The sequence below is a fragment of the Colwellia sp. MB02u-14 genome, from assembly GCF_014076915.1.
Taxonomy (GTDB): Bacteria; Pseudomonadota; Gammaproteobacteria; order Enterobacterales; family Alteromonadaceae; genus Colwellia_A.
This window is the reverse complement of record NZ_JACGUX010000081.1, coordinates 76,921-103,404: the sequence shown is the minus strand read 5'-3', so window position 1 is coordinate 103,404 and position 26,484 is coordinate 76,921. Positions and strand designations below refer to the sequence as shown.

Sequence of the window (26,484 nt, the reverse complement as noted above, 5' to 3'; positions counted from 1 at the left end):
GGGCGTTTGTCGTTCAGTGGCGCGTTAGTTGGTAACGGTACCCTTTACATCATATTATTTAAAAATGGAGCATGTAATACCAAAGGTCAATTTTATTTTCTTTATCTGTTTATGAAATATCCTAAAACTAACTTTATCTTTCTCGAAATAAAATGTAACCTGTTGATAGCTATAAAGTTGATGTTTGAAATGTGATAATAAAATTGGATGTAATAAGTGTTTGATTATAATAAAGGAATTAATTTTGGAAGACTTAAGTAACATTAAATCTGTATTGTTTGTTTGCATGGGCAATATCTGTCGTTCGCCAAGTGCTGAGGCGGTCTTTCGTCATAAAGTTAAAGAAAAGGGTATTTCTTTAACTATAGATTCTGCGGGTACAACGGGTTCTCATGCGCGTGAAAAACCCGACCATCGTGCACAAAAGATAGGCATTGAACGTGGCTATTCATTTGACAAAATTAAAGCACGTAAAGTCATTATTGAAGATTTTACCAAATTTGATTTGGTCTTAGCGATGGATGAACATAATGTTAAAGAGCTAAAAAAGTTAGCACCAGAGCATTTACATGAAAAAATTCAATTGTTTCTAGAGTATGCAGATAATTTTGAAGAGTTAGAAGTACCCGATCCTTATTACGGTGGGGCGAGGGGATTTAAGTTTGTATTAGATTTAGTTGAAGATGCTAGCAACGGCTTATTAAAAAAGCTGGTTTAATCATCAATGCTTGAATTCTAGATTTAACGATACATATCTAAAGTAATAAAAAAGCCCTGTGAATATTATTCACAGGGCTTTTAGCTTTATAGGGTCTTAATTATCTAGCACGGAAAATAATACGGCCTTTAGATAAATCATACGGTGTCAATTCAACCGTTACTTTATCACCCGTTAATATGCGAATGTAGTTCTTACGCATTTTTCCTGAAATATGTGCCGTTACAACATGACCATTTTCTAGTTCAACGCGGAACATAGTATTTGGTAAGGTATCAAGAACCGTACCTTGCATTTCAATATTTTCTTCTTTCGCCATTGGGCGCTAAACCTCTAAAGTTGTGCATAAACAAAAATCTGGGCAGATAATGCCGAAAACAGGCTGGAATGTAAAGCTATAGTGTTATTTATTTACCGTTTGCCAGCTGTTTTCTATTAAGACTTGGTGTGGGTAATAACGATTCTTGTAATTCATCTTTTTACATTCGTTAATTTGGTAACCGAGATAAAGAAAATTCTTCTGCATATCTTTTGCTAACGCCACTTGTTGCAAAATTGAAAATACACCTAAACCGTGCTTATTATAATCTGGATGGTAAAAGGTATATACGGCAGATAGAGCGTCTTTTAGGGTATCTGTTACCGCAACACTGATAAGTTCACTTTTATGCCAAATTTCAAGGTATAGCTGCTCTGTAACATTACAATTGATAACGCTATTATATTGATCAGCCGTGGCTGGGAACATTGAGCCATCTGTATGTAAAGTATTGATATAATTTTCGTACAATGGATAATAAATGGCTTTTGTTTCAGTTGAAACGTTAATGGTGAACACGTTATTTTTTTTAATATTGCGCTTTTGACTTTTAGATAAACAAAATTCTTTCACTAAGACCCGTAGAGACTTACATGCAGAGCAGAGTTCGCAATGAGGCCGATATATTTGATCGCCACTGCGCCTAAAACCTTGTGACATCAGCCAACCATAATGTTCACTGTTGTGTAAACGCTCGTCGGTTGCAATCAATAATCGTTCTTGTTGGTTAGGCAAGTAATTACATGGAAAGGATTGGGTAATACCTAGCTGAAAATTTGTGCTCATATCAAGTTTCTAATGGTAGTTATCGAATTAAGGCGCTAATGTCAGTTGGCGAGGTAGCCAAAAATCAGAAGGTAGTGAAACAGACAATGCTGTTGCTTGTAATGCCATGTATTGTGAACGTGGAATTTCTATGCAGCCCATATCTTCTAAAAAGGGGTTAAGCATTTGGCAGTCAATTAATGGAATGTTTTGGTGTTTTAATAAGTTGTTTAAATAAACCAGTGCTATTTTAGAACCATTACTTTTTCGATAAAACATCGATTCACCAGAAAAGCAGCCATTAATTGCCACACCATATAAACCGCCAGCTAATTCACCGTCCATCCAAACTTCAATAGAGTGTGCAATACCATGGTCATGCAACTGTTGATAGGCAGCAAGCATATCGTCAACTATCCACGTTTCTTCTTTTCGAAAGGGAGCATCGGCGCAATAATTGATAACACGATTGAAGGCTTGATTTAATGTTACGGTAAAGTTTTGCTGTTTTAATACTTTTCTCAAGGTGCGATTAATGCGTAATTGGTCGGTTAAAATAATACCGCGCGGATCAGGGCTCCACCACATAATAGGCTCGCCGTCACTATACCAAGGGAATATGCCTGAACGATAAGCTGACTGTAATCGGGCTACAGATAAATCACCACCAAAAGCGAGGAGGCCATTTGGTTCATCAAGTGCATTTTGCAGAGGAGGGAAAACCAGATTATCGATATTGAGTAATTTGATAATCTGGTTGTTCAATGACTAAGCGCCTTTAGCGTCTAAGTAACGTTCTGCATCTAGTGCGGCCATACAACCGGCACCAGCAGAGGTGATTGCTTGACGATAAATATGGTCAGCAACATCACCGGCAGCAAAAACACCTTCAACGCTGGTTTGAGTCGCATTACCTTGAGTACCACTGAGTATCGTTAAGTAACCATCTTTCATGTCTAATTGGTCTTTGAAAATATCAGTATTTGGTTTGTGACCAATAGCAATAAAACAACCCATTACGTCGAGATCTTTAGTTGTGTCAGACTGAGTCTCTTTCAAACGAACACCGGTAACACCCATGTTGTCACCTAAAACCTCATCCAACGTTTGATTTAAGTGAAGGGTAATATTACCGTTTTTAACTTTCTCGTATAAACGGTCGGTTAAAATCTTTTCAGAGCGAAAAGTTTCACGGCGATGAACTAAATGCACTTCAGAAGCAATGTTTGATAAATATAAAGCTTCTTCAACAGCGGTATTACCACCGCCAACAACCGCCACTTTTTGGTTACGATAGAAAAAACCGTCACAGGTAGCACAAGCCGAGACGCCTTTACCCATAAATGCTTCTTCTGAAGGTAGACCTAAGTATTGAGCTGAAGCACCCGTACAAATGATTAATGCGTCACAGGTATAACTTCCGCTATCGCCTTTTAAAGTAAAAGGGCGGCTCGAAAAGTCAACGTCGTTGATATGGTCAAAAATAATTTCAGTATCAAACTTTTCAGCATGTTTTTGCATACGATCCATTAATGCAGGACCGGTAAGGTCATCGGCATCACCAGGCCAGTTTTCAACTTCAGTCGTCGTTGTTAATTGACCACCTTGTTGCATACCAGTAATCATCACTGGTTTTAAATTTGCGCGTGCGGCATAAACAGCTGCAGTGTATCCAGCTGGACCTGATCCTAAAATGAGTAACGGGCAATGTCTTGCTTCGCTCATGTATGACTCCAAAAATTGATAAATGTAATTATAGGTTATAAGTTGGGAGTTTAAGCAAAGATCACAAGAGGGTAAATTACTTTTTTGATAAATAAATTTTATAAGTGCAATGTTAAATGTACAGTGATGGCATATAAACCCTTATATGCCATCACTCATCACTATTTTACGCCAAGTTCTTTTAATCTTTCTAAAAGATAACTTTTTTGAGTGTGTCGGTCAGATAAAACAACTTCATCTCGCGGATGAAGAAATAATGGCAGTGATATTCTAGACTTTTCACTGGCCTTGCCTGAAGGATTTATTACGCGATGGCTAGTGGATGGAAAATAGCCTCCTGAAGCTTCTTGTAACATATCACCAATATTAATAATTAAGCTGCCAAAATCGCTCGGCACATCTATCCAAGAACCATCTTGTTGTTGTACTTGCAGGCCAGGTTCATTAGCCGCGGGTAATATCGTTAACAAATTGATGTCTTCATGTGCTGCGGCTCTAACTGCACCAGGCTCTTCATCACCTTTAAGGGGAGGGTAATGTAAAATACGGAGTAAGGTATTTGGCGTATCTTTAATCATATTAGAAAGTTGTTCTGAATATTTTGATGAAACTTCGACGGGGCTATATTTTTCAACCCAATCAAGTAATTCTGCAGCAAGCTCAGATGCATTATTATAATAGCTCAGTATTTCTGCTTTAAGTTGCTCTGGGATCCTACCCCAAGGATAGACATGAAAATACTCTTTTATGTCTTTATTGGCGTGACCTTTTGCTGTTTCAGAAATTTCTGTTGAAAAATAGCCGTCTTGTTTTTGAGGATCAAAATTTAGAGTATGTTTTTCTTCGCTAGAAAAAAATTCATACCAATTTTTATAAATAGATTCAACAACTTGCTGTTGAATAGGGTGGTTAATTAACACACCAAACCCTGTTTCTCTCAAACTTTGAACAAATAATTTTGCGGCATTTTTATCTTGGTAATCGACAACCTGAATTTGCATGATTGATTTCCTGTAGCTTATTTTAGTTATATTAATCGAAAGATAGCATAACTTAACCATATGGTCAGTTTTATAGTCTATAACAAAAAAAACCTCTGTTAAAAATATAACAGAGGTTTTATATATTAAAGAAATATTTTTATAAACGTGACTTCGTTATTATAAAGTCGCAATAGCCTGTTCAGGCGGCACATAATCGTAGCCTAAAACTTCGGCAACTGGCTTATAAGTAATTTTTCCACCTAACACGTTTAAACCATTCATTAAGTGTACGTTATCAAGCATTGCTTGTTTGGCACCTTTATTAGCAAGCATTACTGTAAATGGCATGGTTGCATTGGTTAGCGCCATTGTCGATGTACGAGCAACGCCACCTGGCATGTTCGCGACACAATAATGTACTACATCGTCTACCACATAAGTTGGGTCTTGGTGAGTCGTTGCTTTTGATGTTTCAAAACAACCGCCTTGGTCAATCGCAACATCAACAACAACAGCACCTTTCTTCATCATTTTGATGTGGGCTCTTGTCACTAGTTTAGGAGCAGCAGCGCCTGGAATTAATACCGCGCCAATGACTAAGTCAGCTTCAACAATTAATTGATCCATCGCATCAGCAGTAGAGTAAACTGTTTTTAAACGACCATCAAATTCAGTATCTAATTGACGTAAACGTGGTAATGAACGATCTAATATAGTCACGTCAGCGCCCATACCTACCGCCATACGTGCAGCTTGAGTACCAACAACACCACCACCTATAATTAATACTTTCGCTGGTGCAACACCAGGAACACCGCCTAATAAAGCACCTAAACCACCTTGTGCTTTTTCAAGGGCATGAGCACCTGCTTGAATAGACATACGGCCAGCTACTTCTGACATTGGTGCTAATAGTGGTAAACCACCTTCAGCAGCCGTTACGGTTTCGTAAGCAATACACGTGGCGCCTGAAGCAACGAGTAATTCAGTTTGCTTCGCATCGGGTGCAAGATGTAGGTAAGTGAAAAGGATTTGACCTGGGCGCAGCATTTTACATTCAGCTGGCTGAGGTTCTTTAACTTTGATTATCATGTCAGCGGTTGCAAAAATTTCTGCCGCTGTGTTTATTATTTTTGCGCCAGCTGCTATATATTGGCCGTTTTCAAAGCCAATTGACTCGCCGCCATTATTTTCAACAAGTACTTCATGGCCATTAACCGTTAATTCATTAACGCCAGCAGGCGTTAAACCAATGCGGTACTCATGGTTTTTAATTTCTTTAGGAACACCAATAATCATAATAGTTTCACTCGTTGTATGTTTTTTATAATATTTGCGGCTATTATAATGCGTTATTCTCGAATTATCCTGTCGTATTATTTTATTTATCAATATATAATCCTGTTATATTGAAAATATGTAGTGTTTTATATAATGTCCAGTTCTCCAAGTAAAAGTATCGATCGAATCGATCGTAATATCCTCGTTGAGTTACAAAAGAATGCGCGCATCTCTAATGTAGAGCTATCTAAAATAGTTGGTTTAAGTCCAACACCCTGTTTAGAAAGAGTAAAAAGGTTAGAAAAAGAAAACTATATTAAAGGATACCAAGCGATACTCAATCCTCAAAAACTTGAAGCCGCTTTACTTGTATTGGTTGAAATAACGTTAACAAAAACGAGCCCAGATGTTTTCGACGATTTTTCCAAAGCCGTGCATGAATTAGATGTTATTCAAGAGTGTCATCTAGTGTCAGGTAACTTTGACTTCTTACTTAAAACACGCGTTGCTGACATGATCGCTTATCGTGAATTACTCGGTGATACTTTGCTTCGTCTTCCTTCGGTAAGTGAAAGTAGAAGTTATATGGTGATGGAAGAGGTGAAATCGACTAATTTTCTGCCAATTAAACGATAAATCAGCAAATCATATAAAGTAAGTCATTTAAACATTTAACTCCTTACGATAGTTTGTTATTTTACTGTATATAAACATACCTGTGCTAATGCTTCTTGCAGTAGTGCGGATATAAAATAGCTATTAACTCGGTTTATTATATTGTCTACAGAATCTCCTACCCAAAGTAAATTAAACGGTGTGCAACGACTACTTGAAGCAGGTTTGTTGGTTTCATTCGTTTTTGCCATGTTTATTATGCTGGCGCTGTTTAGCTTTAACCCTGCTGATCCAGGTTGGTCGCAAACAGGTTATCAAACCCCCATTCGAAATTTAGGCGGTGCTGTTGGGGCTTATCTTTCTGACTTACTTTTAAATCTATTTGGCTTTATTGCTTATAGCCTACCTTTTGTAGCCGCAATAACGGGTTGGTTGTTGTTTCAAAAATATCACCGCCTCATTCAATTAGATTATTTAACCTTAGGTTTGAAGTTTATTGGCTTTATTCTTTTTTATATTGGCGTAACATCAATTGCAAGTATGAACTTTGATGATGTGTTCTATTTTTCTGCGGGTGGCATTATTGGTGACGTATTAAGTCAAACTGTCTTGCCTTACTTTTCGTTTGTGGGCAGTACTTTATTATTTTTAACGTTCTTATTTTCTGGTTTTGTATTGTTAACAGGGTTCTCTTTAATCGCTTTTATCGACAAAACTGGTGCCTATACCATTTTATTTGCGCAATACTTATTGACGATACCGCAAAAAATAAAAGATTATTTGGCTGAATTTAAAGCCGCAAAACTCAAGCAATCACGATTGGTTGAATCTAATCAGCAAAAAGAACAATCGATAATTTTACCCGACTTTGCAGAGCAACAAGTTGAAAATGTTCATCAAAATGACCGTTTAGCGGATGAAAGTAAAGAATTACACCATGCTTTTAATGCGATAAATGAAGAAGAACATCAAGATCTTATTGCGCCCAGTAAAAATGATGTTTCATTTGATCCCCCAGAAGATATTGAACACTTTGTCGCGATAGACGATTTAATCGGTGAACCTATCGCTTTTAATGTGCAAGAGCACGTTAGTGAAGACGAAATAACGGCAGCCTTTGAAAACGTCGACCCCATAATCGTTGAAGAGCCAATAAAATTAACGCCTAAAAGTGAAAGCGCAACTTATCAAGGTCTCCCAGGATTCGATTTGTTAGACCGTCCCAATAGAACTCAAAACCCTATTGATGAAAAAGAGCTTGAACTGGTGAGTCGTTTAGTCGAAGAAAAACTTTTAGAGTTCGGCGTTGTAGCTGAGGTTGTGGGGGTTTTTCCGGGTCCTGTTATAACCCGCTTTGAGTTAAACCTAGCGCCAGGAGTCAAGGCAAGTAAGGTAAGCGGTTTATCTCAAGATATTGCTCGTTCATTATCCGCTAAAAGTGTCCGTGTTGTGGAAGTGATTGAGGGCAAATCAGTTATCGGTATTGAACTTCCCAATAAATACCGAGAAACGGTCTATTTTACTGATGTTATTTCTGCACCTGCATTTGCAGCATCAGGATCTCACTTAGCGATGGCCATTGGTAGCGACATATCGGGTAAGCCTGTTATTGCTGATTTAGCCAAAATGCCGCATTTATTGGTGGCAGGTACCACTGGCTCAGGTAAATCTGTTGCTGTTAATACCATGATTGTGAGTATTTTATATAAATCGACGCCTGAAGATGTACGGATGATCATGATCGATCCTAAGCAGGTTGAATTATCTGTTTATAATGGTATTCCACATTTGTTGGCTGAAGTGGTCACCGATATGAAAGAAGCGGCCAACGCACTGCGTTGGTGTGTTGGTGAAATGGAACGTCGTTACAAACTAATGTCTTCTTTAGGGGTACGTAATCTTAAAGGTTATAATGAAAAGGTACTCAATGCCATTGAAGCTGGAGCGCCTTTAATAGACCCAACTTGGCAACCTAATGATGCTTTTACTCAAACACCGCCTTTATTAGAGAAGTTACCCGCGATTGTTATTCTTGTCGACGAATTCGCCGATATGATGATGGTTGCTGGTAAAAAAGTTGAAGAACTTATTGCACGTATTGCCCAGAAAGCGCGAGCCGCGGGTATGCATTTAATTTTAGCAACGCAACGCCCGTCAGCGGACGTTATTACGGGGCTAATAAAAGCGAATATTCCAACCCGTATGGCACTTCGCGTGCAATCAAGAATGGAGTCTCGTATTATTTTAGATCAACAAGGGGCTGAGCAATTACTGGGTATGGGAGATATGTTTTATTTACCACCGGGTGAAGCTGTTTCTGTTCGTGTGCATGGCGCCTTTGTAAACGATGATGAAGTTCATGCTGTGGTTGCTGACTGGAAAACACGTGGTGCCCCTAATTATGTTGACGAAATATTATCAGGTGATAGCGACAACGAAATATTGTTACCTGGGGAGCAAGCAGAGGCTGATGAAGCCGTTGAACTTGACACCTTATATGATGAAGCTGTTGAATTTGTGACTAAAGGTCGACGTGTTTCAATTTCAAGTGTGCAACGAAAATTTAGAATCGGCTATAACCGTGCCGCCCGTATTGTTGAAGATATGGAAAACCAAAGTGTGGTCAGTTCGCCAGGACACAATGGTGCACGTGAAGTATTAGCTCCACCACCTGTAAGAGATCAATAGGGGTTATATCTTTACCTCAACTTACTAAATTAATAAGGATAACTGAGTGATTTTTTCCCTAAAAAAAACAGCCGTCGTTTCATTTATTTCTGCTGTTCTTCTGAGCAACTCGAGTGCTTTTGCTTTACCAATAAATGATCCTATAAATACTCTAGAAAAACCGATAAAAGCCTCTCAATTGGTAAAAGGTACGCTCATTAAAAAGTTAGCTTCGCTCGAGTACTTTACTGCTGACTTTAAACAGCAGGTGCTCGATGCAGAAGGCAATGAACTCCAAAATGCCTTAGGAACGCTAGCGGTTAAAAAGCCTAATTTAGTGCATTGGAATACCGTTGAACCTGATGAGACATTAATTGTTTCAGACGGCGTAACACTATGGTTTTTTGACCCCTTTGTTGAGCAGGTCAGTGCGTACCTTTTAGAAAAAGCATTGATGAATACCCCTATTTTACTGCTAACGAGTAGTGATCCAACACTTTGGCAACATTACAGTGTTAGTTCAACAGATGAGAATAATTACCTTATTCATGCGATTGATAATAATGCGCAAGTGAAGACATTAGAATTACGTTTTAAAGAAAACAGTCACAAACTTGATAGTTTCACCATATTAGACGCTACAGGTCAGTTGAGTATCTTTAAGCTTTCACAATTTGATGACAAGCATTCTCCAGACAGCGCATTGTTTATTTATGAAATTCCTGAAGGTGTTCAGTTAGATGACCAACGTTAATGGCTAATATTACGCCTAATGGTTCTTTGCCTTTAGATTTTGCAGATGAAGGCAATAATGACGATGATATTCAACGTGATGAATTTCAGCCGCTTGCTGCCAAACTTAGACCAAAAACATTAGCAAATTATCAGGGGCAGCAGCATATTTTATCGCCAGGTATGCCATTAACCCTGGCTATTGAACAAGGAAAATGTCATTCGGTTATTTTTTGGGGACCGCCAGGTACGGGTAAAACGACCTTAGCAGAAATTATTGCCAGCCATGCTAATGCAGAAGTAGAGCGTTTATCAGCAGTAACTTCTGGCATCAAAGATATTCGTCAAGCGATAGAAAATGCCAAACAACGTTTACAGCGTCAACAAAAACGTACCGTGTTATTTGTTGACGAAGTGCACCGCTTTAATAAAGGTCAGCAAGACGCTTTTTTACCTTTTATTGAAGATGGAACGATTATTTTCATTGGTGCGACGACCGAAAACCCCGCTTTTGAATTAAACCAAGCGGTATTGTCACGTGCACGTGTTTATACCTTAAAAAAACTAACGCGTGTAGACTTAACGATTATTTTAAAACGTGCGTGTGACAACGAACAACGCAGTAAAAAAGTCACCATTAATATAGAAGATAAAGCAGAACATCAATTATTGACCTTAGCTAATGGTGATGCTCGACGCTTATTAAATGTATTTGAAAATTGTGTCGATATTCTTTCAGGGTCATCGAAAACAGTTACCTTAGAAACTGTCGTTCAAGTGGCTGGAAATAAAGTTGCTTTGTATGATAAGGGCGGCGATGCGTTCTATGATTTGATCAGTGCTTTTCACAAATCAGTAAGGGGTAGTTCACCTGACGCGGCACTTTACTGGTATGCAAGAATATTAGCCGGTGGTGGTGATGCATTATATGTAGCACGCAGACTGCTTGCAATTGCGAGTGAAGATATTGGTAATGCGGATCCCCGGGCCATGCAACTAGCTATAAACGCGTGGGATACCTTTCAACGTGTTGGACCCAGCGAAGGAGAGCGAGCAATAGCGCAAGCTACTGTTTATATGGCACTAGCGCCAAAAAGTAATGCGGTGTACATGGCTTTTAATCAAGCCAAAGAATTGGCTAAAAACACCTCAGAATTAGACGTACCCTTGCACTTAAAAAATGCGACAAGTAGCATTACTAAAGAATTAGGCCACGGTAGTGAATACCGATATGCACACAATGAAGATAATGCTTTTGCCGCAGGAGAAAACTATTTTCCAGAGTCTTTACAGCTTACCTCGCTTTATCATCCGACAGACCGTGGTTTGGAAAAACAACTTAAAGATAAACAGCATTACCTCAATGAATTAAACCGACAAAGTAATGAGAAACGTTATGACAAATAACATCAGCAATTTTTCATTATATCTATTTGTAGCACTTGGCGGAGCATGTGGGGCAAGCTTAAGATTTTATTTTTCACAATTAATATTTAATTGGCTCGGAAAAGGGTTCCCTTTTGCCACGCTGGCGGTTAATATTTCGGGCTCATTAATCATGGGCGCCTTATATGGCCTTATTGAAAATGGTGTTATTGAAGTCAGTGTCTATCGAACCTTAATTGGTATCGGATTTTTAGGGGCCTTCACGACCTTTTCAACCTTTTCACTTGATACATTATTATTAATGCAGCAGGGTGAATTCTTAAAGGGCATGATAAATATATTACTGAATGTCAGCCTGTGTGTTTTTGCCGCTGGTGTTGGGTTGTACTTAGTAACTTATGCTACCAAGTAGACCCTTTTCAAATAAATAAACCACTCAACTTGTAGATGTGAACAAAATGCTTGATCCAAAATTATTTAGAAATGATATCGAAGCCACTGCGGCACAATTAGCGAAACGTGGTTTTGTATTAGACACTGCGTTATTAATACAATTAGAAGAGCAACGAAAAGCTTTTCAAATTAAAACTCAAGAGTTACAGAACCAACGCAATACACGTTCGAAATCTATCGGGAAAGCGAAAGCTCAAGGCGAAGATATTCAGCCATTATTAGCTGAAGTGAGTCAATTAGGTGCTGATTTAGATGCAGCAAAAGCCGAACAAGACGATGTACTTGCGAAAATTGATGACATTCTGTCTGCCGTACCAAATTTAATTCATGAATCTGTACCCGAAGGTGCAAGTGAAGATGACAACGTTGAAATTAAACGCTGGGGAACGCCACGCGTATTTGATTTTGAGGTTAAAGATCATGTTGATGTTGGCGCTGGCATCGGTAATGGCTTAGATTTTGAAAGTGGTGCTAAACTCGCAGGGACCCGTTTTGCCGTATTACGGGGTCAAATAGCTAAAATGCACCGCGCGCTTGCACAGCTGATGTTAGACGTTCATACACAAGAGCATGGTTATCAAGAAATGTACGTACCTTATTTAGTGAATCAAGAGTCACTATACGGTACAGGGCAGTTACCAAAATTTGGTGAAGACTTATTCCATACGGACTTGAGTAACAAGAAGTTTTCTTTGATCCCAACGGCAGAAGTTCCTTTAACGAATTTACTCAGAAATGAGATTGTTGAAGAAGCCGAATTACCGATTAAAATGTGCGCGCATACCCCCTGTTTTAGAAGTGAAGCCGGCTCAGGCGGTCGTGATATTCGTGGTTTAATTCGTCAACATCAGTTTGATAAAGTTGAAATGGTACAAATTGTTAAACCTGAAGATTCATTTGCCGCCTTAGAAGCACTCACAGGTCATGCTGAAAAAATTCTTGAAAAATTAGAGTTACCTTACCGTACCGTTATTTTGTGTACCGGTGATATTGGTTTTAGTGCCACTAAAACATTCGATATTGAAGTTTGGTTGCCGGCACAAAATACTTACCGAGAAATATCTTCATGTTCTAATATGGGCGATTTTCAGGCACGCCGTATGCAGGCTCGCTTTCGAAACAGTGACACTAAAAAGCCAGAATTGTTACATACGTTAAACGGTTCAGGTTTAGCGGTTGGCCGTACTTTAGTGGCTATTTTAGAAAATTATCAACAGGCTGATGGTAGTTTACAAGTTCCTACGGCATTACAACCTTATATGAACGGTTTAACGCAAATCGGTTAACGCTACTTGGTAACCTCCCTTTATTAATAGCAATAAGAATCCAATACCTAGGTATTGGATTTTTTGTTTTAATTTGAATTTTTAATTGGGTGATCGGGTCTGTAAATATAACTATTTCGTTATTATATTATTTATAAAGGTGAGTTGTGTTGAAGAGTTTATTTATTCAAGCTGTGGTATTTTTGGCTATCTTTCAAACACTGACAATGTTCAGAGAATCAGACATGCTATCAACGGGAGAACAGATAACGCCACAAACTGTTTCGTTAGAAACACTCGATTATAAAACCATTGCACTATCCCCTCTAAAGCATACGACGGTTGTTTACTTCTTTGCGCCTTGGTGTCAAATATGTCATATCAGTATTGGTAATCTTCAAGAAATATATGAAAAGAACCAACAGATAAATGTTATCGCCATTGCGTTGGATTATGTCAATAAAAAAGAGGTCTTTGAATTTTCTAGCCAGCATCAATTAACTTTCCCTATTGCCTTAGGTACAGAGCAAATTAAGCACCAATTCAAGATAGAAGGTTATCCAAGCTATTACGTTATTGATGATAAAAATACCGTTATTGCAAAGTCTATGGGTTATTCGTCTGAAATTGGGCTGTTTCTTCGAACACTTTAGCGCATATTACTTCTGATCTTTTCATTGATTGTGTACACTGTGGCTATTCATAATAAAAATAGCAGATCACGGTATGCAAATTACATCAAACTTTGACAGTGGCAATATCCGCGTTATCGACGCAAGCCAAGCCAATAACATTCAACTTGAAATTGTTAAAGACAATCAATCAGATTTTTATCAGTGGTTTCATTTTAAACTTCATAATACAGAGCGATGCGAGCATACCCTACATTTAATGAATGCCGGTACTTCCGCTTATACCGAAGGTTGGACAGATTATCAGGCCGTCGCTTCTTATGATCGAGAGCACTGGTTTCGTGTACCAACAGAATTTGATGGCGAAAAACTCAGTATCACGCTAACCCCAGAATACGACTCCGTTTATTTCGCTTATTTTGCTCCATATAGCTATGAACGTCATCAAGACTTACTTCATCAAGCCCAGTTAGATATTGATTGTCAGTTACAAGTATTAGGGCAAACACTAGACGGCCGTGACATTTCAGTATTGAAAGTGGGTGACGACGGCGAAAATAAGAAGGTTATTTGGGTAACTGCTCGCCAGCACCCGGGTGAAAGTATGGCTGAATGGTTTATGGAAGGTTTTATAGACCGTTTACTTGATGAAGATGACGGCGTTGCTCGTTCACTATTAGACAGTTCAGTGTTTTACTTAGTACCTAATATGAATCCTGATGGTTCAGTTCGAGGACATTTAAGAACAAATGCTATCGGTACTAATTTAAATCGTGAGTGGTTAGAGCCTTCAATGGAACGTAGCCCTGAAGTATTTTTAGTGCGTGAAAAAATGTTAGCTACCGGTGTTGACCTGTTTCTTGATATTCATGGCGATGAAGCTCTACCGTTTAACTTTGTCGCTGGCTGTGAAGGTGTCCCCGCATATGACGCTAAACATCAAGCCTTAGAAGAAAAATTCAAAGCCATTCTTCTAGCGGTAACACCAGAATTTCAAGATGACAAAGGTTATGATAAAGATGAGCCCGGCCAAGCTAACTTAACAGTGGGGGCTAATTGGGTTGGTAATAACTTCAAATGTTTGTCTTACACGGTAGAAATGCCCTTTAAAGACAATGATTTATTACCAGATCGCAGTGTCGGTTGGTCAGACACGCGCAGTAGCTTATTTGGTCGTGATTTTTTAACGGCCATTTATCATGTTGTTGGCGACCTTCGTTAAACAATATCTTCAGTTAATAAATGTAACACTGCTCTATAAAGTGTTACAAAAGAGCTACCTTGGCAGCTCTTTAAATACTACCTATAGCAAAAAGTTTAAAAAATTTATATGTATTCGTTATCAATCAACATGCCTTAGCACGCTGATACTTATGTCTTAATTGTTAACGAATATACAATTGATAAAAAACTAAATAATAATAATAAATCAGGAGTGGCATGTGGAAGAAATTGTAAATACGATTAATGGCTATATTTGGAGCCCATACTTAATTTATCTCTGTTTAGGTACAGGTGTATTTTTCTCTATTTTAACGCGATTTGCGCAAGTACGTCATTTTCGTGAAATGTTTCGCTTATTACTTTCGGGTAAAAGCTCAGATAAAGGTATTTCATCTTTCCAAGCTTTAGCTGTTTCTTTATCCGGACGTGTTGGTACCGGTAATATTGCCGGTGTTGCAGCCGCGATAGGTTTTGGTGGTCCTGGTGCCGTTTTTTGGATGTGGGTCGTTGCCTTTTTAGGTGCAGCTACTGCTTATATTGAATCAACCAATGCTCAGATTTATAAAGAAGAAGAAGAGGGTCAGTACCGAGGTGGTCCTGCTTATTACATTGAAAAAGCGCTGGGTCAAAAGTGGTATGCCTGGATATTTGCCTTATCAACTATTCTCGCTTGTGGCGTATTATTACCGGTTGTACAATCAAACGGTATTGGCGATGCGATGGTCAATGTGTTTGGTTCCGGTGGTTCGGTAACTTCTTTTATGGGTGATTTACCTTTAACTAAAGTCTATACCGCCGTGTTTATTGTGCTATTACTTGGGTTTATCATTTTTGGTGGTGTTAAGCGTATTGCTAACTTTACCCAAATTGTTGTGCCATTTATGGCATTGGCTTACATTATTATTGCCTGTACTATCATTGCATTACATATTGATCAATTGCCGGGGGTCTTTATGTTAATTATTACGGATGCTTTTACGCCAATGGCAGGACTTGGTGCTGCAATAGGTTGGGGGGTTAAACGAGGCGTTTATTCCAATGAAGCGGGACAAGGTACTGGGCCACATGCCGCCGCCGCCGCTGAAGTTGAACACCCAGCGCAACAAGGATTAGTGCAAGCTTTTTCTGTTTACATTGATACGTTGTTTGTCTGCTCTGCAACCGCATTTATGATCTTAATTACCCAGTCGTATAATGTTATGCCAGAAGGTGCGACGAGCTTTGTTGTTAGTAACTTAGCGAGTGATGTTGTTATTAGTGGTCCTGCCTTCACGCAAATTGCTGTTGATAGTGTTTTAACAGGATTTGGTAAGCCTTTCATTGCTATTGCCTTGTTTTTCTTTGCTTTTACAACCGTATTGGCTTATTACTTTATTGCAGAAAATAATGTTTCTTATATCAATAAAACCATTAAAATGCCGGTGCTTAAATTTTTTCTTAAAGTTGTTTTAATGTCAGCTGTGTTTTACGGTACGGTTGCCGAACCAAGCGCCGCATGGAGTTTAGGAGATATTGGTGTTGGATTAATGGCATGGTTGAATATATTTGCGCTTATCGCCATATTCTTTATGGCAAAACCTGCTATTAAAGCCTTGAAAGATTATGAAAGCCAACAGAAGTTAGGGGTAACAAAATTTACCTTTGATCCGAAAAAACTTGGTATCGAAAAAGCTAAGTTCTGGGAAGATCGCTTTAATAAAAACAAGTAACATTGTTAATAATTGCTTTACGGTTATTAATTTACAATAAAAGTAAAATTACTTTAAAAAACGTCCATTAGGACGTTTTTTTTTGCTTAAATTTAGGTAGAATATTGACACTAATTATTTTATGAAAAGTTATCTTCCTATGGCTGTAATTAATTGCCCGAACTGTAAGAAAAAGATATCTGACAAAGCGAAGTCTTGCTCTCATTGTGAAATAGATTTAACCACAGTTGATGCGAGTCAAATGGCATCAATGAAAAAACTGAGCAAAATAAATCAATTACAAAATCTGATGAATCACTCCTTTATCGCCATGCTACTTTTTTGTGGTGGTTTTCTCTTTTTGTATTGGCAAGATGCTCAACAAGGCACATGGCAATATTTTATGAGTATAGGTTCTGCAGTCATTGGCTTTATTTGGTATATTACGACCCGAGTTCGTTTGCTTATGCTTAAATACCGAAATTAACATTAACTTCCCTCGAAAGAACGAAGCAATAAAGGCTGTAAATAAAACAATGGATATTATTTCATTAGTAGACAATATGTCAGAAGAAATGTACTTGCGCTTAAAGTGTGCTGCTGAAACAGGTAAATGGCCTGAAGGTACGGTGGTTGATAAACCGCAAAAAGACTCCGCATTGCAAATTACTATGGCGTATCAATCAAGACATTTAAATTCAGATGAAATCTTAAGTGTTGGCGCGGACGGTCTTATTATTGATAAAACTAAACGTCAGTTAAAAAGCGAATTCGCTGAGCTTAAAAACAATCCAGACAATAATATTGCAAGGTTTTCCGATCTATGATTTTTTCTAAATTTTTCAAAGCAAAATGGCAGAGCAAAGAACACAATGTGCGGTTAACCGCGATTAATGAAGATTTATCATCGAGCAATTCAGATGAATTAGTTATCTTAACAACCCTCGCACAAACAGATCCTAATGAATTAGTACGTCGTGCTGCGCTCCTTAAAATCGCCAACTTTACTGTTTGGCATCAAAACAGCATCGACAACGACAATAAAAAAGTGCGTGAGTATTGTATTAAGCAAGTTGAGAAAATTTTGCTTGGCCAGCATGACATTACCATCAGTAATCAAGATAAATTGGCGCTATTAAAAAGTAATAATAAATTGCCATCTTTGGAGTTATGGTTACAAAGTGAAACAAAAGCAGATGTTGTTATCGCCTTGTTTGAAAAAATAAATAAGCCGTCGTTAACGCTTTCTATATTTACACATAAGCAAAATGAAATAGTACAAACATTCTTGCTGCAACAAACACTACCTGTTGATGTGTTAGACAAGTTGTTAAAGAAATCGTGTAATGAACAAATAAAAAATCAGATTGAGCAAAAGATTGAACAATTAAAAGTCTTAGCAGAGCAGCCCGACAAAATTAAAAAAGGTGTCCAGTTAGTTTTAGCCAAGTTACTCGCTTTAAAAGACGTTAATGATTATCTGCAAATAAAAGAAAAACAAACAGAACTCGAAGAGCAGTGGCACAGTTACCATCAAGATTTTTCTTGTTTAACATCACACGAATCTGACAGTTTTAATCAAAAGTATAAAGTTATCAATGCACAATTGATTAAACATTTTGCTCCGCTGCATGAAGCTTATGAACAACAAATTATTGCTGATAAATTAATTCACGATAAAAAAGTCGCAAATGAACATTTTAATCGTCAGCTTAATGAAATTAGTCAAAAACTTACCACAACAATATTTGAAAGCGGTGAGTTAGATGAAGCACAATACCAGCATCAACTTGAACAATTACTTTCAGAAATATCAGCATCAATACTCAGTAAGAAAGAGCAAGACTCATTTATTGTCTTAGTTAAAGCACAGTCAAAAAAATTGGCGTTGTTACCTGAAATTGCGCAATCGGTGAGTGACGCCACTCATTTAATTTCAAAAATTTCACAAGTAGCTTTACCCAAAGACATTGATGAGCTGAACCTGCGCAAGCCTTTATTCGATGAATGGTTACAAGAATGGAAAAGTGTTGAGCAAAAAGCGGCGGGGGTTTTACCACAAACAGTTGTTGATGCGTTTAAAGAAATAAAGAAACAATGGCAAAAAGGCCTGAAGTCTTTACTTAAAGAGCAAGGACTACTACTAGCGCAATGTCAGAAAAAAATCGCTGATGTTAAACGATTAATTATCAGTGGCAAGTATAATGCTGCTTTTGGGGTTTTCAAAAAAGCTAAAAAACATTATGACGGGTTATCTGATGAGCAAAAATCACGTGTGCAACGTGACTTTGATGATATCTCAGATAAAATTGCTGAACTAAGTGACTTAGAGCATTCAATTGCAACGCCAAGAAAACACCAACTACTCGCTGATATTCAGTTATTAGTAAACCAACCACTTGATAACCCTAATGACCAAGCAGCGAAAGTAAAACAATTTCGTGTTACTTGGAACTCTTTAGGGCACGCAGAAGAGACTGTTGAAAAAGAATTAAACTATCAATTTAATGCGCTTTGCGAACAAGCTTTTGCTCCCTGTCGTTTATTTTATGCAGAACAAGAAAATTTGCGTGAGCAACATCTTGTCACGCGCCAACAGCTTATCGTTAACGCTCAAAGTTTTGCTGATGACTTTACAAAAAAAATCAGTGAAGGTACTGATAATAAAGCTATTGATTGGAAGTTCATCGACGGAACACTTAATAAATTAAGTCAACAATGGCAAAATTCAGGGCAGGTCGATAAACAGAAGTTTCAGTTACTTAATGAAAAATTTAATGAAAGTTTACAACCCGTAAAGCTTGAATTAAGAAATTATCACCAACGTAACAGTGACAGTAAAAATTTATTGATTGCCCAAGTCACGCAAGCATTAAGTGATGAGGATGTTTTTTCTGCTATTGAAAGTGTTAAAAAACTACAAACACAATGGCAAGCGATAGGTTACAGCGGACAGCGCGAAGAGAATCAACTTTGGCAAAAGTTTAGGAAAGTTAATGACCAACTATTTGCTAAACGCGATGAAGCCAAATTGGTTGAACAATCTGACCGTCAACATCAACAAGTTGAGTTAACAGAGCAACTGGGTAATTATCAACAACAGATTGTTGACCAAGGTTCTGCTTCTGAATTATTAACGATACAAGAAAATATTGATGCATTACGTTTAAAGCTTGTTAGCCAAAAGCCGTTGATCAAAAGTGCAGTAACACAGGCGGAAAAGCTACTTGCACAAATAACACAAAAATTAGCAGTGATTAACGAAAACAAAAAGACTGAAACTTGGCAATTGATTTTTAATTGCTTAGAATATATAGCCACTGATGAAACACCATCAATTGAAAAGTTCAGTGAGTCGCTGGTAGATTTACCCAACGTTTGGCAAAAACGATTACAAGAATGTTATCAAAATACCCGTAGCGTTGACCGAAGTGATAAGACATTAGAGCTTGAGATATTAGCAAGTAAGGAATCTCCGGCAGAATGTAAAGCGAAGCGCATGCAAGTTCAAGTAACATTATTGCAAACCCAGATGCTTTCAGGACAACCTATCGACTTAACAAAATCACTTGTTGAATGGTTAAAATTAGGTAAATTATCATCCACTGACTTGCCGTTACTCTCAAGAGTTAAAGCTATTTATTGTTGATATTCTGTAAATAAATAACGTTAATCGCCACTGATTATTCAGTGGCTTTTTTATATTTACTGTAAAATAAGCTCACCTTTAAGGTTGTTTATTTTCAGTAGATATTTGATAAAAACATAAAATTTATATCTATACTGAGCAATAACACCTTATTTTTGGTTACGTGTTACTGGTTTGGCAAGTGATATATAATATGATTTTCAATTAAAGCAGAATGGATAGCTTGTTAAATCACTGATAACAAATGATTTTATTTTTTATGTTTGGAGGTGAGGGCTTTTCAGATAACCCGATGTAAATAGTTCGATAATTTAGGCTATTTTGCTTATTCTGCAAAATAGCCTAACTATAATGTGAATAACATCTTAGTGAGTGGTGAGTTCGCCGCGTAAATTTTCTTTTAATAAACGACAAATTTCAGCTTGTGGTAATTCTTTGCTCAGTAAATAATGTAGCTTAGTTAATGTTGCTTCTAACGTCATATCGCCACCACCTACAACGCCACATTTACTCAACGCGACACCCGTTGCATAACCATCCATGTTAACGGTACCTTTTATACATTGGCTACAATTAACGACAACAATACCTTGATGATAAGCTTGTGTTAAGCAAGCAAGTAATTGTTCATCTTGTGGCGCATTGCCAACCCCATAACTGCGAATAATTAATGCTTTTACGGGTTGTTTAATAATGTTGGCGACCAACTCGCTAGAGATCCCAGGGTATAAATGCACAACCCCAATGGGTTGCGGTGTGATTTGCGCTAAGTTAAATGGTGCATCATTTACAACATTTATTTTACCTTCAACTAATTTTATATTAATGCCCGCCTCTAAAAGTGGTGGCATATTGGGTGAGTCAAAAGCGTTAAAACCATCAGCATAAGCTTTAATACAACGATTACCCCGGTATAATTTATTATTAAAATATAAACCCACTTCATTAATAGGGTAGTTTGCCGCAATATAAAGCGAATTTAATAAATTGACTTGCCCGTCTGAACGTAATTGGCTTAAGGGAATTTGAGAGCCGGTAACAATGACGGGTTTGGCTAAATTTTCAAACATAAACGAAAGTGCAGAACTGGTGTAAGCCATTGTATCTGTACCATGCAACACAACAAATCCATCGTAATCATCGTAATTAGCCTTTATATCATCAGCGATACGTTGCCAATCTCTTGGGGTCATGTTCGATGAATCGATTAAAGGCGAATATTCATTGATAGTAAACTCTGGCATCTCTTGTCGATGAAAATCTGGCGTTCCATTGATAGACTCGGTTAAATGGCCTTTTACCGGTACGTACCCTTGGCCACTGTTCTTCATTCCTATTGTGCCGCCCGTGTAGGCGATATAAATCCGCTTTTTCATTTATTTACCTTGAATACTTACTTTATTTGGTTGGTTATCAAAATAGCTTGTTCGTCCTGAACATCGTCACTCTTTCACATCCGTGCGATCATGACATTCCGTTCATCCTGAACATCGTCACTCTTTCACATCCATGTGATCATGACATACCGTTCATCCTGAACATCGTCACTCTTTCACATCCATGTGATCATGACATACCGTTCATCCTGAACATAAAGAGTGGCTAATTAATTTCACAAGCCATACACAAAGAATAGATGCCTTGCGGATCATTAAGTAAGTTGAGGTGCGATAATTGATTTTTCAATTGTAAAAATAACTTGTCTGTATTGCTTAAGCTTATTATTTCAGATTCAGGGAAAAAGCTTGTTGCTTGGCCCACTAAACCTTGTAGAAAAAGGTCTTTAGGTGATTTTTCTATTTCGATTAATAATGTGTCATACGTTGCAAGATCAGCTAATTCTGCGGCTGCATTAATGGCGCTTGTTAAATTACCTAGCTCATCAACGAGTCCCAACTCTTTTGCTTTTAAGCCAGACCATACGCGCCCTTGAGCAATATTATCAACCTGTTCTAGGGTCATATTTCTATTCTCAGCAACAAGGCTGATAAAGTCTTGGTAGCCTCGATTTATATTTAATTGAAATACTTTTGCCATACCCTCAGTCAGTGGGCGGGTAACACCAAAACCTGCAATATCAGTTGTACCAACACCATCGGTATACACGCCCAGTTTACTTAACGAATTTTCAAAGGTCATGAAAAAGCCGTAAATACCAATAGAGCCGGTAATGGTTGCAGGTGATGCTATTATTTTATCAGCAGGTGCTGATATCCAATAGCCACCTGAGGCTGCATAAGTTCCCATTGAAGCAACAACAGGTTTTCCTGCTTGTTTTATCAGTTCTATTTCTTGACGAATAATTTCAGAAGCATAAGCGCTACCGCCTGGGCTGTCGACACGTAAAACAACCGCTTTTACCTGGTTATTTAAACGTGCTTCTCTTAACAATGCAGCGGTACTATCGCCGCCAACAGCACCTGGCTTTTGGTTACCATCTAAAATAGTCCCTTTAGCGACAATAACGGCAACTTTATCAGAGTTTGGGTTAATAATCGGATACAGAGGAGATGTTGCTGATAAATAATGTTTAAAACTGATGTGATTATAACTGTCACCTGCGGCATTCTTGCCAACAAGCTTGATCAAAGACTTTTTCATATCTTGACGATTTTTTAAGGCATCAACCCATTGGTTATCTAAAGCATATTGCGCAATATTACCCTCAGCTTTTTCTAATTTTGCGACTAAAACATCAGCATCTTCATCGAAGTTATCAATTGAAAACTTTCTGTTACGTGCAACATCACTTTTATATTGTGACCACAGCTCACTTAACCATAATTTATTTGCTTCTTTAGCTGCAACCGACATATCGTCACGCATATAAGGTTCAACAGCCGATTTATAGGTACCCACACGAAAGATATGCTGGCTTATCGACAATTTCTCTAATGCTGATTTGAAGTAAAGTTGGTAGCGACCATAACCGTCAAGCAATAACCAACCGCGCGGGTTAAGCCAGACTTCATCCGCTGAACTTGCTAAGTAATATTGATCTTGAGAATATTGATCGCCAACAGCGATTATTTTTTTACCCACCGCTTTAAATTTTTCTAAAGCTTGGGCAATATCTTGTAACTTACTCAGGCCGGTACTATTCACTCCTTGAAGTTGTAAAACGATCATTTTGATACGTTTGTCATTTTTTGCGCTTTCAATGACATTAATAATATCGGTGATTAACACTTCTGGATTTTTTTCTTTTTCTTCTAGTGCTTCAGTAATCAAAGCATCCATGGGGTCTATGACATGTTTTTGTTCAACAATATCACCAGTAATATTTAAAACTAATGCGGCATTATCTGGAATAACAATTTTTTCGTCGCCACCACCTATTGCAGCAATAAAGAAGAAAAGCACTATAAAAAAAACAAGGTTAACAATTATTTTTCTAAATGAATTTAATAAACTAAAAATTCTTAATGTAGCTCGTTTTAAAGCACTTTGCTTTACTGGAGCATTTGGTAATGATGTTTTTTCTGTCATAATAGCCGGCATGATAAGTCTGTAATTATAATTACTGCCATGCTACTTAATTATTGATCATTTATGTAGTCTCAATAGTAAATAAATGTGTTTTTGCCTAAATTAATCTTATTATTTACCGTGCTTTATTTTTTATTAGCCCTGCTTGCTTTACCCTTATCAAACATTAGCTTTATAATCACCAGCAACGAAAATATAACCGGGTCTTTATACTTAATGAATGCTAAAGAATTATTATTACAACGACAATCCAATCCCAGACTAATATCGCCAGCGCCTCAGCCGTGTGATCTTGATTTTATACTGAGTGCAGGCATGCGAGCGCCGGATCACGGTTGTTTAGCGCCTTGGTTTTTTACTGTCATTAAAGAAAGTGGTTTAGATAAATTAAGTCAAGTCTTTGAACAAGCGGCCATAGAGCAAGATTTTGCTAAAGCCAATATAGAAAAAGCTAAAAACATGCCGTATCGCGCCCCCTTAATTATTGTGGTGAGTACGCAATATCAACACCATGAAAAAGTCCCTAAAGGTGAACAGACGATAGCAGCAGGTTGTTGTGCTCATGCTATGCAAATGGCGGCGTTTAGTTTGGGTTATGGGGCCGTGTGGCGAACAGGCGACTTTAGTTATAATAGTTCAGTAAAACGCGAGTTAGCGATAAGTGCAGACAATGACATTATTGGTTTTATCTATATTGGTACGCCTTTAAAAGAGCGTCCGATTAAACCCGCTAGAGTGATTGAATCACATGTATCGTACTTTTAACGATTAAAGAGGTTTGATGAATATTGAAATACTAGACGAGCCTGAACAAGCGTTAATTAACTTTCTCGATAAAAAAATAGCAGAGTTTAATTGGGCGCATTGGGAAGTGAATGAACGCAAGCCACTTGCTATTCAAATAACCGATGACCAAGGGCATATTATTGCTGGTTCTTCGGCACGTACGTTTGGCAATTGGCTATTAATTAATACACTTTGGGTTGACGAGTCACTTCGTGGTAAGAAAGTGGGTACTAGAATTTTAGCTGAGCTTGAAGAAGCAGCAAGCGGAAGAGGTTGTACCTTAAGTATGCTTGATACCTTAAACTTTCAAGCAATGCCTTTTTATCAAAAGCACGGTTATCAAACAAAGTGGGTGCAAGAACATTACCCCAAAACAGGTTGTAAATATTTTATGGTAAAAGAACTTGTCCAATAATATATGCTAATTTGGCTATAAACGCTCCATGTGATCATGACATACCGTTCATCCTGAACATTGTCATTCTTTCACATCCTTGTAACTATGACATACCGTTCATCCTGAACATAAAAAAACCTCAATAAAGAGGTTTTTTTATATGACTTTATTCGATGCTTAGAATGCCGCGTTATTTGGCGTTCTTGGGAAAGGAATTACGTCTCGTACGTTTTGCATACCTGTTGCATAAGCAACTAAGCGTTCAAAACCTAAACCGAAACCTGAATGAGGCACTGTGCCGTAACGGCGTAAATCACGATACCAGCTGTAGTCCTCTTGATTCAAATTCATTTCAGCTAAACGAGCGTCTAATACATCAAGACGTTCTTCGCGTTGACTACCGCCAATAATTTCGCCAATCCCTGGTGCTAAAATGTCCATAGCAGCAACTGTTTTTCCGTCATCATTTAAGCGCATGTAAAAAGATTTAATGTCTTTCGGATAGTTTTGTAACACTACCGGACCATTAAAATGCTCTTCAGCAAGGTAACGCTCGTGCTCAGAGTTAAGATCAACACCCCAAGCGACTTTGTTTTCGAATGTCTTATCACAATTTTCTAATATCGTAATAGCGTCAGTGTAATCTAAACGAACAAAATCATTTTTTATAACTGAGTTCATACGATCTACAACTGTTTTATCAACACGTTGCTCAAAGAACGCCATGTCATCGCTACGCTCATCAAGTACGGCTTGAAAAACATACTTCAACATTTCTTCAGCAAGGTCAGCAGCATCCGATAAATCAGCAAAAGCGATTTCTGGCTCGATCATCCAAAATTCTGCTAGGTGACGTGTGGTGTTTGAATTTTCAGCACGAAATGTTGGACCAAAAGTATAAACTTTTGAAAGGGCACATGCGTAAGTTTCTACATTCAATTGGCCAGAAACCGTTAAGAATGTTTCTTTACCAAAAAAATCTTTGCCGTAATCAACATCACCTTTGTCAGTACGAGGTAAGTTTTCCATATCAAGCGTACTAACACGGAACATTTCACCCGCACCTTCACAGTCTGAGCCAGTAATTAATGGCGTGCTGATCCAAAAATAACCTTTACTGTGAAGAAAACGATGAACCGCTTGAGCTAAGGTATTTCGAACACGAGCAACGGCTCCGCCGATATTAGTACGGGCACGTAAGTGAGCTTGTTCACGTAAAAATTCTATACTATGACGTTTTGCAGCCATTGGGTAAGTATCAGGGTCATCAACTAAGCCTAATATCTCTACTTTCGTCGCTTGTATTTCAAATGACTGACCTTTACCCGGGGATTCAACCAAAATACCGGTAACTTTTACAGATGCACCGGTAGTTAATTTTAATATTTCTGATTGATAATTATCGAGATCACTTGGCGCGATGGCTTGAATAGCATCAAAACATGAACCGTCATGAACGGCTAAGAATGAAATACCGGCTTTAGAATCACGGCGAGTTCGGATCCAACCGTGTACTGTAACTGCTTCACTTACTGGGTATTTACCAGCAAGTACATCAGTGATTGAGATAACTGACATTTATCAACCTCTTATCTTTATTTAATTATTGTCATAGATAGTTGTACATATATCCAGTTTAGGATGCTGAATTTATTTGCACTAACTTTAAGGTGTGATATGTTACCTTTACTGTTGTTTTTAACAAGTAAA

The 26,484-nt window shown here is 37.9% G+C and carries 24 protein-coding genes; 15 read left to right on the top strand and 9 right to left on the bottom strand.

Annotated elements, in window-relative coordinates:
- Positions 1-244: 244 nt before the first annotated feature.
- Positions 245-718 carry a low molecular weight protein-tyrosine-phosphatase gene (locus H4J52_RS14670; protein WP_259366654.1) on the top strand — a complete coding sequence of 158 codons (474 nt, stop codon included), beginning with the start codon at positions 245-247 and terminating at the stop codon, positions 716-718.
- A 100-nt stretch (positions 719-818) separates the two neighbouring features.
- Here the strand turns inward: H4J52_RS14670 and infA are convergent, their stop codons facing one another.
- The 6 genes from infA to ald all read right to left on the bottom strand — a co-directional run bounded on the left by infA (position 819) and on the right by ald (position 5,809).
- The gene (gene infA, locus H4J52_RS14665) at positions 819-1,037 is read right to left on the bottom strand and encodes a translation initiation factor IF-1 (RefSeq protein WP_011043571.1); all 219 of its coding nucleotides are present in this window, start codon (positions 1,035-1,037) and stop codon (positions 819-821) included.
- A gap of 84 nt (positions 1,038-1,121) precedes the next feature.
- On the bottom strand, positions 1,122-1,823 hold the full coding sequence (locus H4J52_RS14660; RefSeq protein WP_182223884.1) for an arginyltransferase: 702 nt from the start codon (positions 1,821-1,823) through the stop codon (positions 1,122-1,124).
- A 27-nt stretch (positions 1,824-1,850) separates the two neighbouring features.
- Complete coding sequence (gene aat, locus H4J52_RS14655) at positions 1,851-2,567, bottom strand: leucyl/phenylalanyl-tRNA--protein transferase (protein WP_182225012.1); 717 nt, start codon at positions 2,565-2,567, stop codon at positions 1,851-1,853.
- Positions 2,568-2,570: 3 nt separating this feature from the next.
- Positions 2,571-3,527 (bottom strand): thioredoxin-disulfide reductase, encoded by a 957-nt coding sequence (gene trxB / locus H4J52_RS14650; protein WP_182179468.1) that lies wholly within the window; start codon positions 3,525-3,527, stop codon positions 2,571-2,573.
- A gap of 161 nt (positions 3,528-3,688) precedes the next feature.
- A complete protein-coding gene (locus tag H4J52_RS14645) occupies positions 3,689-4,528 on the bottom strand; it encodes an isopenicillin N synthase family oxygenase (RefSeq protein ID WP_182179466.1) in 840 nt (279 codons plus the stop codon).
- Positions 4,529-4,687: 159 nt separating this feature from the next.
- A complete protein-coding gene (gene ald / locus H4J52_RS14640; RefSeq protein ID WP_182179464.1) occupies positions 4,688-5,809 on the bottom strand; it encodes an alanine dehydrogenase in 1,122 nt (373 codons plus the stop codon).
- 135 nt (positions 5,810-5,944) lie between these two features.
- Here ald and lrp point away from each other — a divergent pair, with 135 nt between their 5' ends.
- From lrp to H4J52_RS14580, 12 genes are all read left to right on the top strand, one after another.
- A complete protein-coding gene (gene lrp / locus H4J52_RS14635; RefSeq protein WP_182179462.1) occupies positions 5,945-6,427 on the top strand; it encodes a leucine-responsive transcriptional regulator Lrp in 483 nt (160 codons plus the stop codon).
- Positions 6,428-6,568: 141 nt separating this feature from the next.
- Entirely contained in the window at positions 6,569-9,094 is a 2,526-nt protein-coding gene (locus H4J52_RS14630) for a DNA translocase FtsK (RefSeq protein WP_259366655.1), read from the top strand.
- 46 nt (positions 9,095-9,140) lie between these two features.
- On the top strand, positions 9,141-9,827 hold the full coding sequence (lolA, locus tag H4J52_RS14625; RefSeq protein ID WP_182179460.1) for an outer membrane lipoprotein chaperone LolA: 687 nt from the start codon (positions 9,141-9,143) through the stop codon (positions 9,825-9,827).
- Positions 9,827-11,212, top strand: coding sequence for a replication-associated recombination protein A (locus H4J52_RS14620; protein WP_182179458.1), 1,386 nt, complete (start codon positions 9,827-9,829; stop codon positions 11,210-11,212). The genes lolA and H4J52_RS14620 overlap by 1 nt, the downstream gene beginning before the upstream one ends.
- Positions 11,202-11,603: a fluoride efflux transporter CrcB gene (gene crcB, locus H4J52_RS14615; protein WP_182179456.1), complete on the top strand. Its 402-nt coding sequence runs from the start codon at positions 11,202-11,204 to the stop codon at positions 11,601-11,603. The genes H4J52_RS14620 and crcB overlap by 11 nt, the downstream gene beginning before the upstream one ends.
- Before the next feature lie 46 nt (positions 11,604-11,649).
- Entirely contained in the window at positions 11,650-12,930 is a 1,281-nt protein-coding gene (serS, locus tag H4J52_RS14610; RefSeq protein WP_182179454.1) for a serine--tRNA ligase, read from the top strand.
- A 146-nt stretch (positions 12,931-13,076) separates the two neighbouring features.
- Entirely contained in the window at positions 13,077-13,562 is a 486-nt protein-coding gene (locus H4J52_RS14605; RefSeq protein ID WP_310649642.1) for a TlpA disulfide reductase family protein, read from the top strand.
- 73 nt (positions 13,563-13,635) lie between these two features.
- Positions 13,636-14,763, top strand: a complete 1,128-nt coding sequence (locus H4J52_RS14600; RefSeq protein WP_182179452.1) for a carboxypeptidase family protein — start codon at positions 13,636-13,638, stop codon at positions 14,761-14,763.
- A gap of 220 nt (positions 14,764-14,983) precedes the next feature.
- Positions 14,984-16,474, top strand: coding sequence for a sodium:alanine symporter family protein (locus tag H4J52_RS14595; RefSeq protein WP_182179450.1), 1,491 nt, complete (start codon positions 14,984-14,986; stop codon positions 16,472-16,474).
- Between the two features lie 139 nt (positions 16,475-16,613).
- On the top strand, positions 16,614-16,940 hold the full coding sequence (locus tag H4J52_RS14590; RefSeq protein WP_182225011.1) for a hypothetical protein: 327 nt from the start codon (positions 16,614-16,616) through the stop codon (positions 16,938-16,940).
- Between the two features lie 49 nt (positions 16,941-16,989).
- A complete protein-coding gene (locus tag H4J52_RS14585; RefSeq protein WP_182179446.1) occupies positions 16,990-17,280 on the top strand; it encodes a YeaC family protein in 291 nt (96 codons plus the stop codon).
- On the top strand, positions 17,277-20,102 hold the full coding sequence (locus tag H4J52_RS14580) for a DUF349 domain-containing protein (protein WP_182179444.1): 2,826 nt from the start codon (positions 17,277-17,279) through the stop codon (positions 20,100-20,102). The genes H4J52_RS14585 and H4J52_RS14580 overlap by 4 nt, the downstream gene beginning before the upstream one ends.
- Positions 20,103-20,467: 365 nt before the next feature.
- On the opposite strand, the gene ansA is transcribed toward H4J52_RS14580, so the two are convergent.
- Complete coding sequence (gene ansA / locus H4J52_RS14575) at positions 20,468-21,478, bottom strand: asparaginase (RefSeq protein WP_182179442.1); 1,011 nt, start codon at positions 21,476-21,478, stop codon at positions 20,468-20,470.
- 226 nt (positions 21,479-21,704) lie between these two features.
- A complete protein-coding gene (sppA, locus tag H4J52_RS14570; RefSeq protein WP_182223883.1) occupies positions 21,705-23,591 on the bottom strand; it encodes a signal peptide peptidase SppA in 1,887 nt (628 codons plus the stop codon).
- Positions 23,592-23,684: 93 nt separating this feature from the next.
- Here sppA and H4J52_RS14565 point away from each other — a divergent pair, with 93 nt between their 5' ends.
- Positions 23,685-24,356, top strand: coding sequence for an NAD(P)H nitroreductase (locus H4J52_RS14565; protein WP_259366656.1), 672 nt, complete (start codon positions 23,685-23,687; stop codon positions 24,354-24,356).
- 16 nt (positions 24,357-24,372) lie between these two features.
- The gene (locus H4J52_RS14560; RefSeq protein ID WP_182179438.1) at positions 24,373-24,792 is read left to right on the top strand and encodes an N-acetyltransferase; all 420 of its coding nucleotides are present in this window, start codon (positions 24,373-24,375) and stop codon (positions 24,790-24,792) included.
- A 159-nt stretch (positions 24,793-24,951) separates the two neighbouring features.
- On the opposite strand, the gene asnS is transcribed toward H4J52_RS14560, so the two are convergent.
- Positions 24,952-26,352: an asparagine--tRNA ligase gene (asnS, locus tag H4J52_RS14555; RefSeq protein ID WP_182179436.1), complete on the bottom strand. Its 1,401-nt coding sequence runs from the start codon at positions 26,350-26,352 to the stop codon at positions 24,952-24,954.
- Positions 26,353-26,484: the final 132 nt, after the last annotated feature.

What these genes read in the sequence shown, in the direction of transcription:
- infA (WP_011043571.1), bottom strand. Translation starts at nt 1,037, where the DNA reads ATGGCGAAAGAAGAAAATATTGAAATGCAAGGTACGGTTCTTGATACC.
- H4J52_RS14660 (WP_182223884.1), bottom strand. Translation starts at nt 1,823, where the DNA reads ATGAGCACAAATTTTCAGCTAGGTATTACCCAATCCTTTCCATGTAAT.
- trxB (WP_182179468.1), bottom strand. Translation starts at nt 3,527, where the DNA reads ATGAGCGAAGCAAGACATTGCCCGTTACTCATTTTAGGATCAGGTCCA.
- H4J52_RS14645 (WP_182179466.1), bottom strand. Translation starts at nt 4,528, where the DNA reads ATGCAAATTCAGGTTGTCGATTACCAAGATAAAAATGCCGCAAAATTA.
- ald (WP_182179464.1), bottom strand. Translation starts at nt 5,809, where the DNA reads ATGATTATTGGTGTTCCTAAAGAAATTAAAAACCATGAGTACCGCATT.
- lrp (WP_182179462.1), top strand. Translation starts at nt 5,945, where the DNA reads ATGTCCAGTTCTCCAAGTAAAAGTATCGATCGAATCGATCGTAATATC.
- H4J52_RS14620 (WP_182179458.1), top strand. Translation starts at nt 9,827, where the DNA reads ATGGCTAATATTACGCCTAATGGTTCTTTGCCTTTAGATTTTGCAGAT.
- crcB (WP_182179456.1), top strand. Translation starts at nt 11,202, where the DNA reads ATGACAAATAACATCAGCAATTTTTCATTATATCTATTTGTAGCACTT.
- serS (WP_182179454.1), top strand. Translation starts at nt 11,650, where the DNA reads ATGCTTGATCCAAAATTATTTAGAAATGATATCGAAGCCACTGCGGCA.
- H4J52_RS14600 (WP_182179452.1), top strand. Translation starts at nt 13,636, where the DNA reads ATGCAAATTACATCAAACTTTGACAGTGGCAATATCCGCGTTATCGAC.
- H4J52_RS14590 (WP_182225011.1), top strand. Translation starts at nt 16,614, where the DNA reads ATGGCTGTAATTAATTGCCCGAACTGTAAGAAAAAGATATCTGACAAA.
- H4J52_RS14585 (WP_182179446.1), top strand. Translation starts at nt 16,990, where the DNA reads ATGGATATTATTTCATTAGTAGACAATATGTCAGAAGAAATGTACTTG.
- H4J52_RS14580 (WP_182179444.1), top strand. Translation starts at nt 17,277, where the DNA reads ATGATTTTTTCTAAATTTTTCAAAGCAAAATGGCAGAGCAAAGAACAC.
- ansA (WP_182179442.1), bottom strand. Translation starts at nt 21,478, where the DNA reads ATGAAAAAGCGGATTTATATCGCCTACACGGGCGGCACAATAGGAATG.
- sppA (WP_182223883.1), bottom strand. Translation starts at nt 23,591, where the DNA reads ATGACAGAAAAAACATCATTACCAAATGCTCCAGTAAAGCAAAGTGCT.
- H4J52_RS14560 (WP_182179438.1), top strand. Translation starts at nt 24,373, where the DNA reads ATGAATATTGAAATACTAGACGAGCCTGAACAAGCGTTAATTAACTTT.
- asnS (WP_182179436.1), bottom strand. Translation starts at nt 26,352, where the DNA reads ATGTCAGTTATCTCAATCACTGATGTACTTGCTGGTAAATACCCAGTA.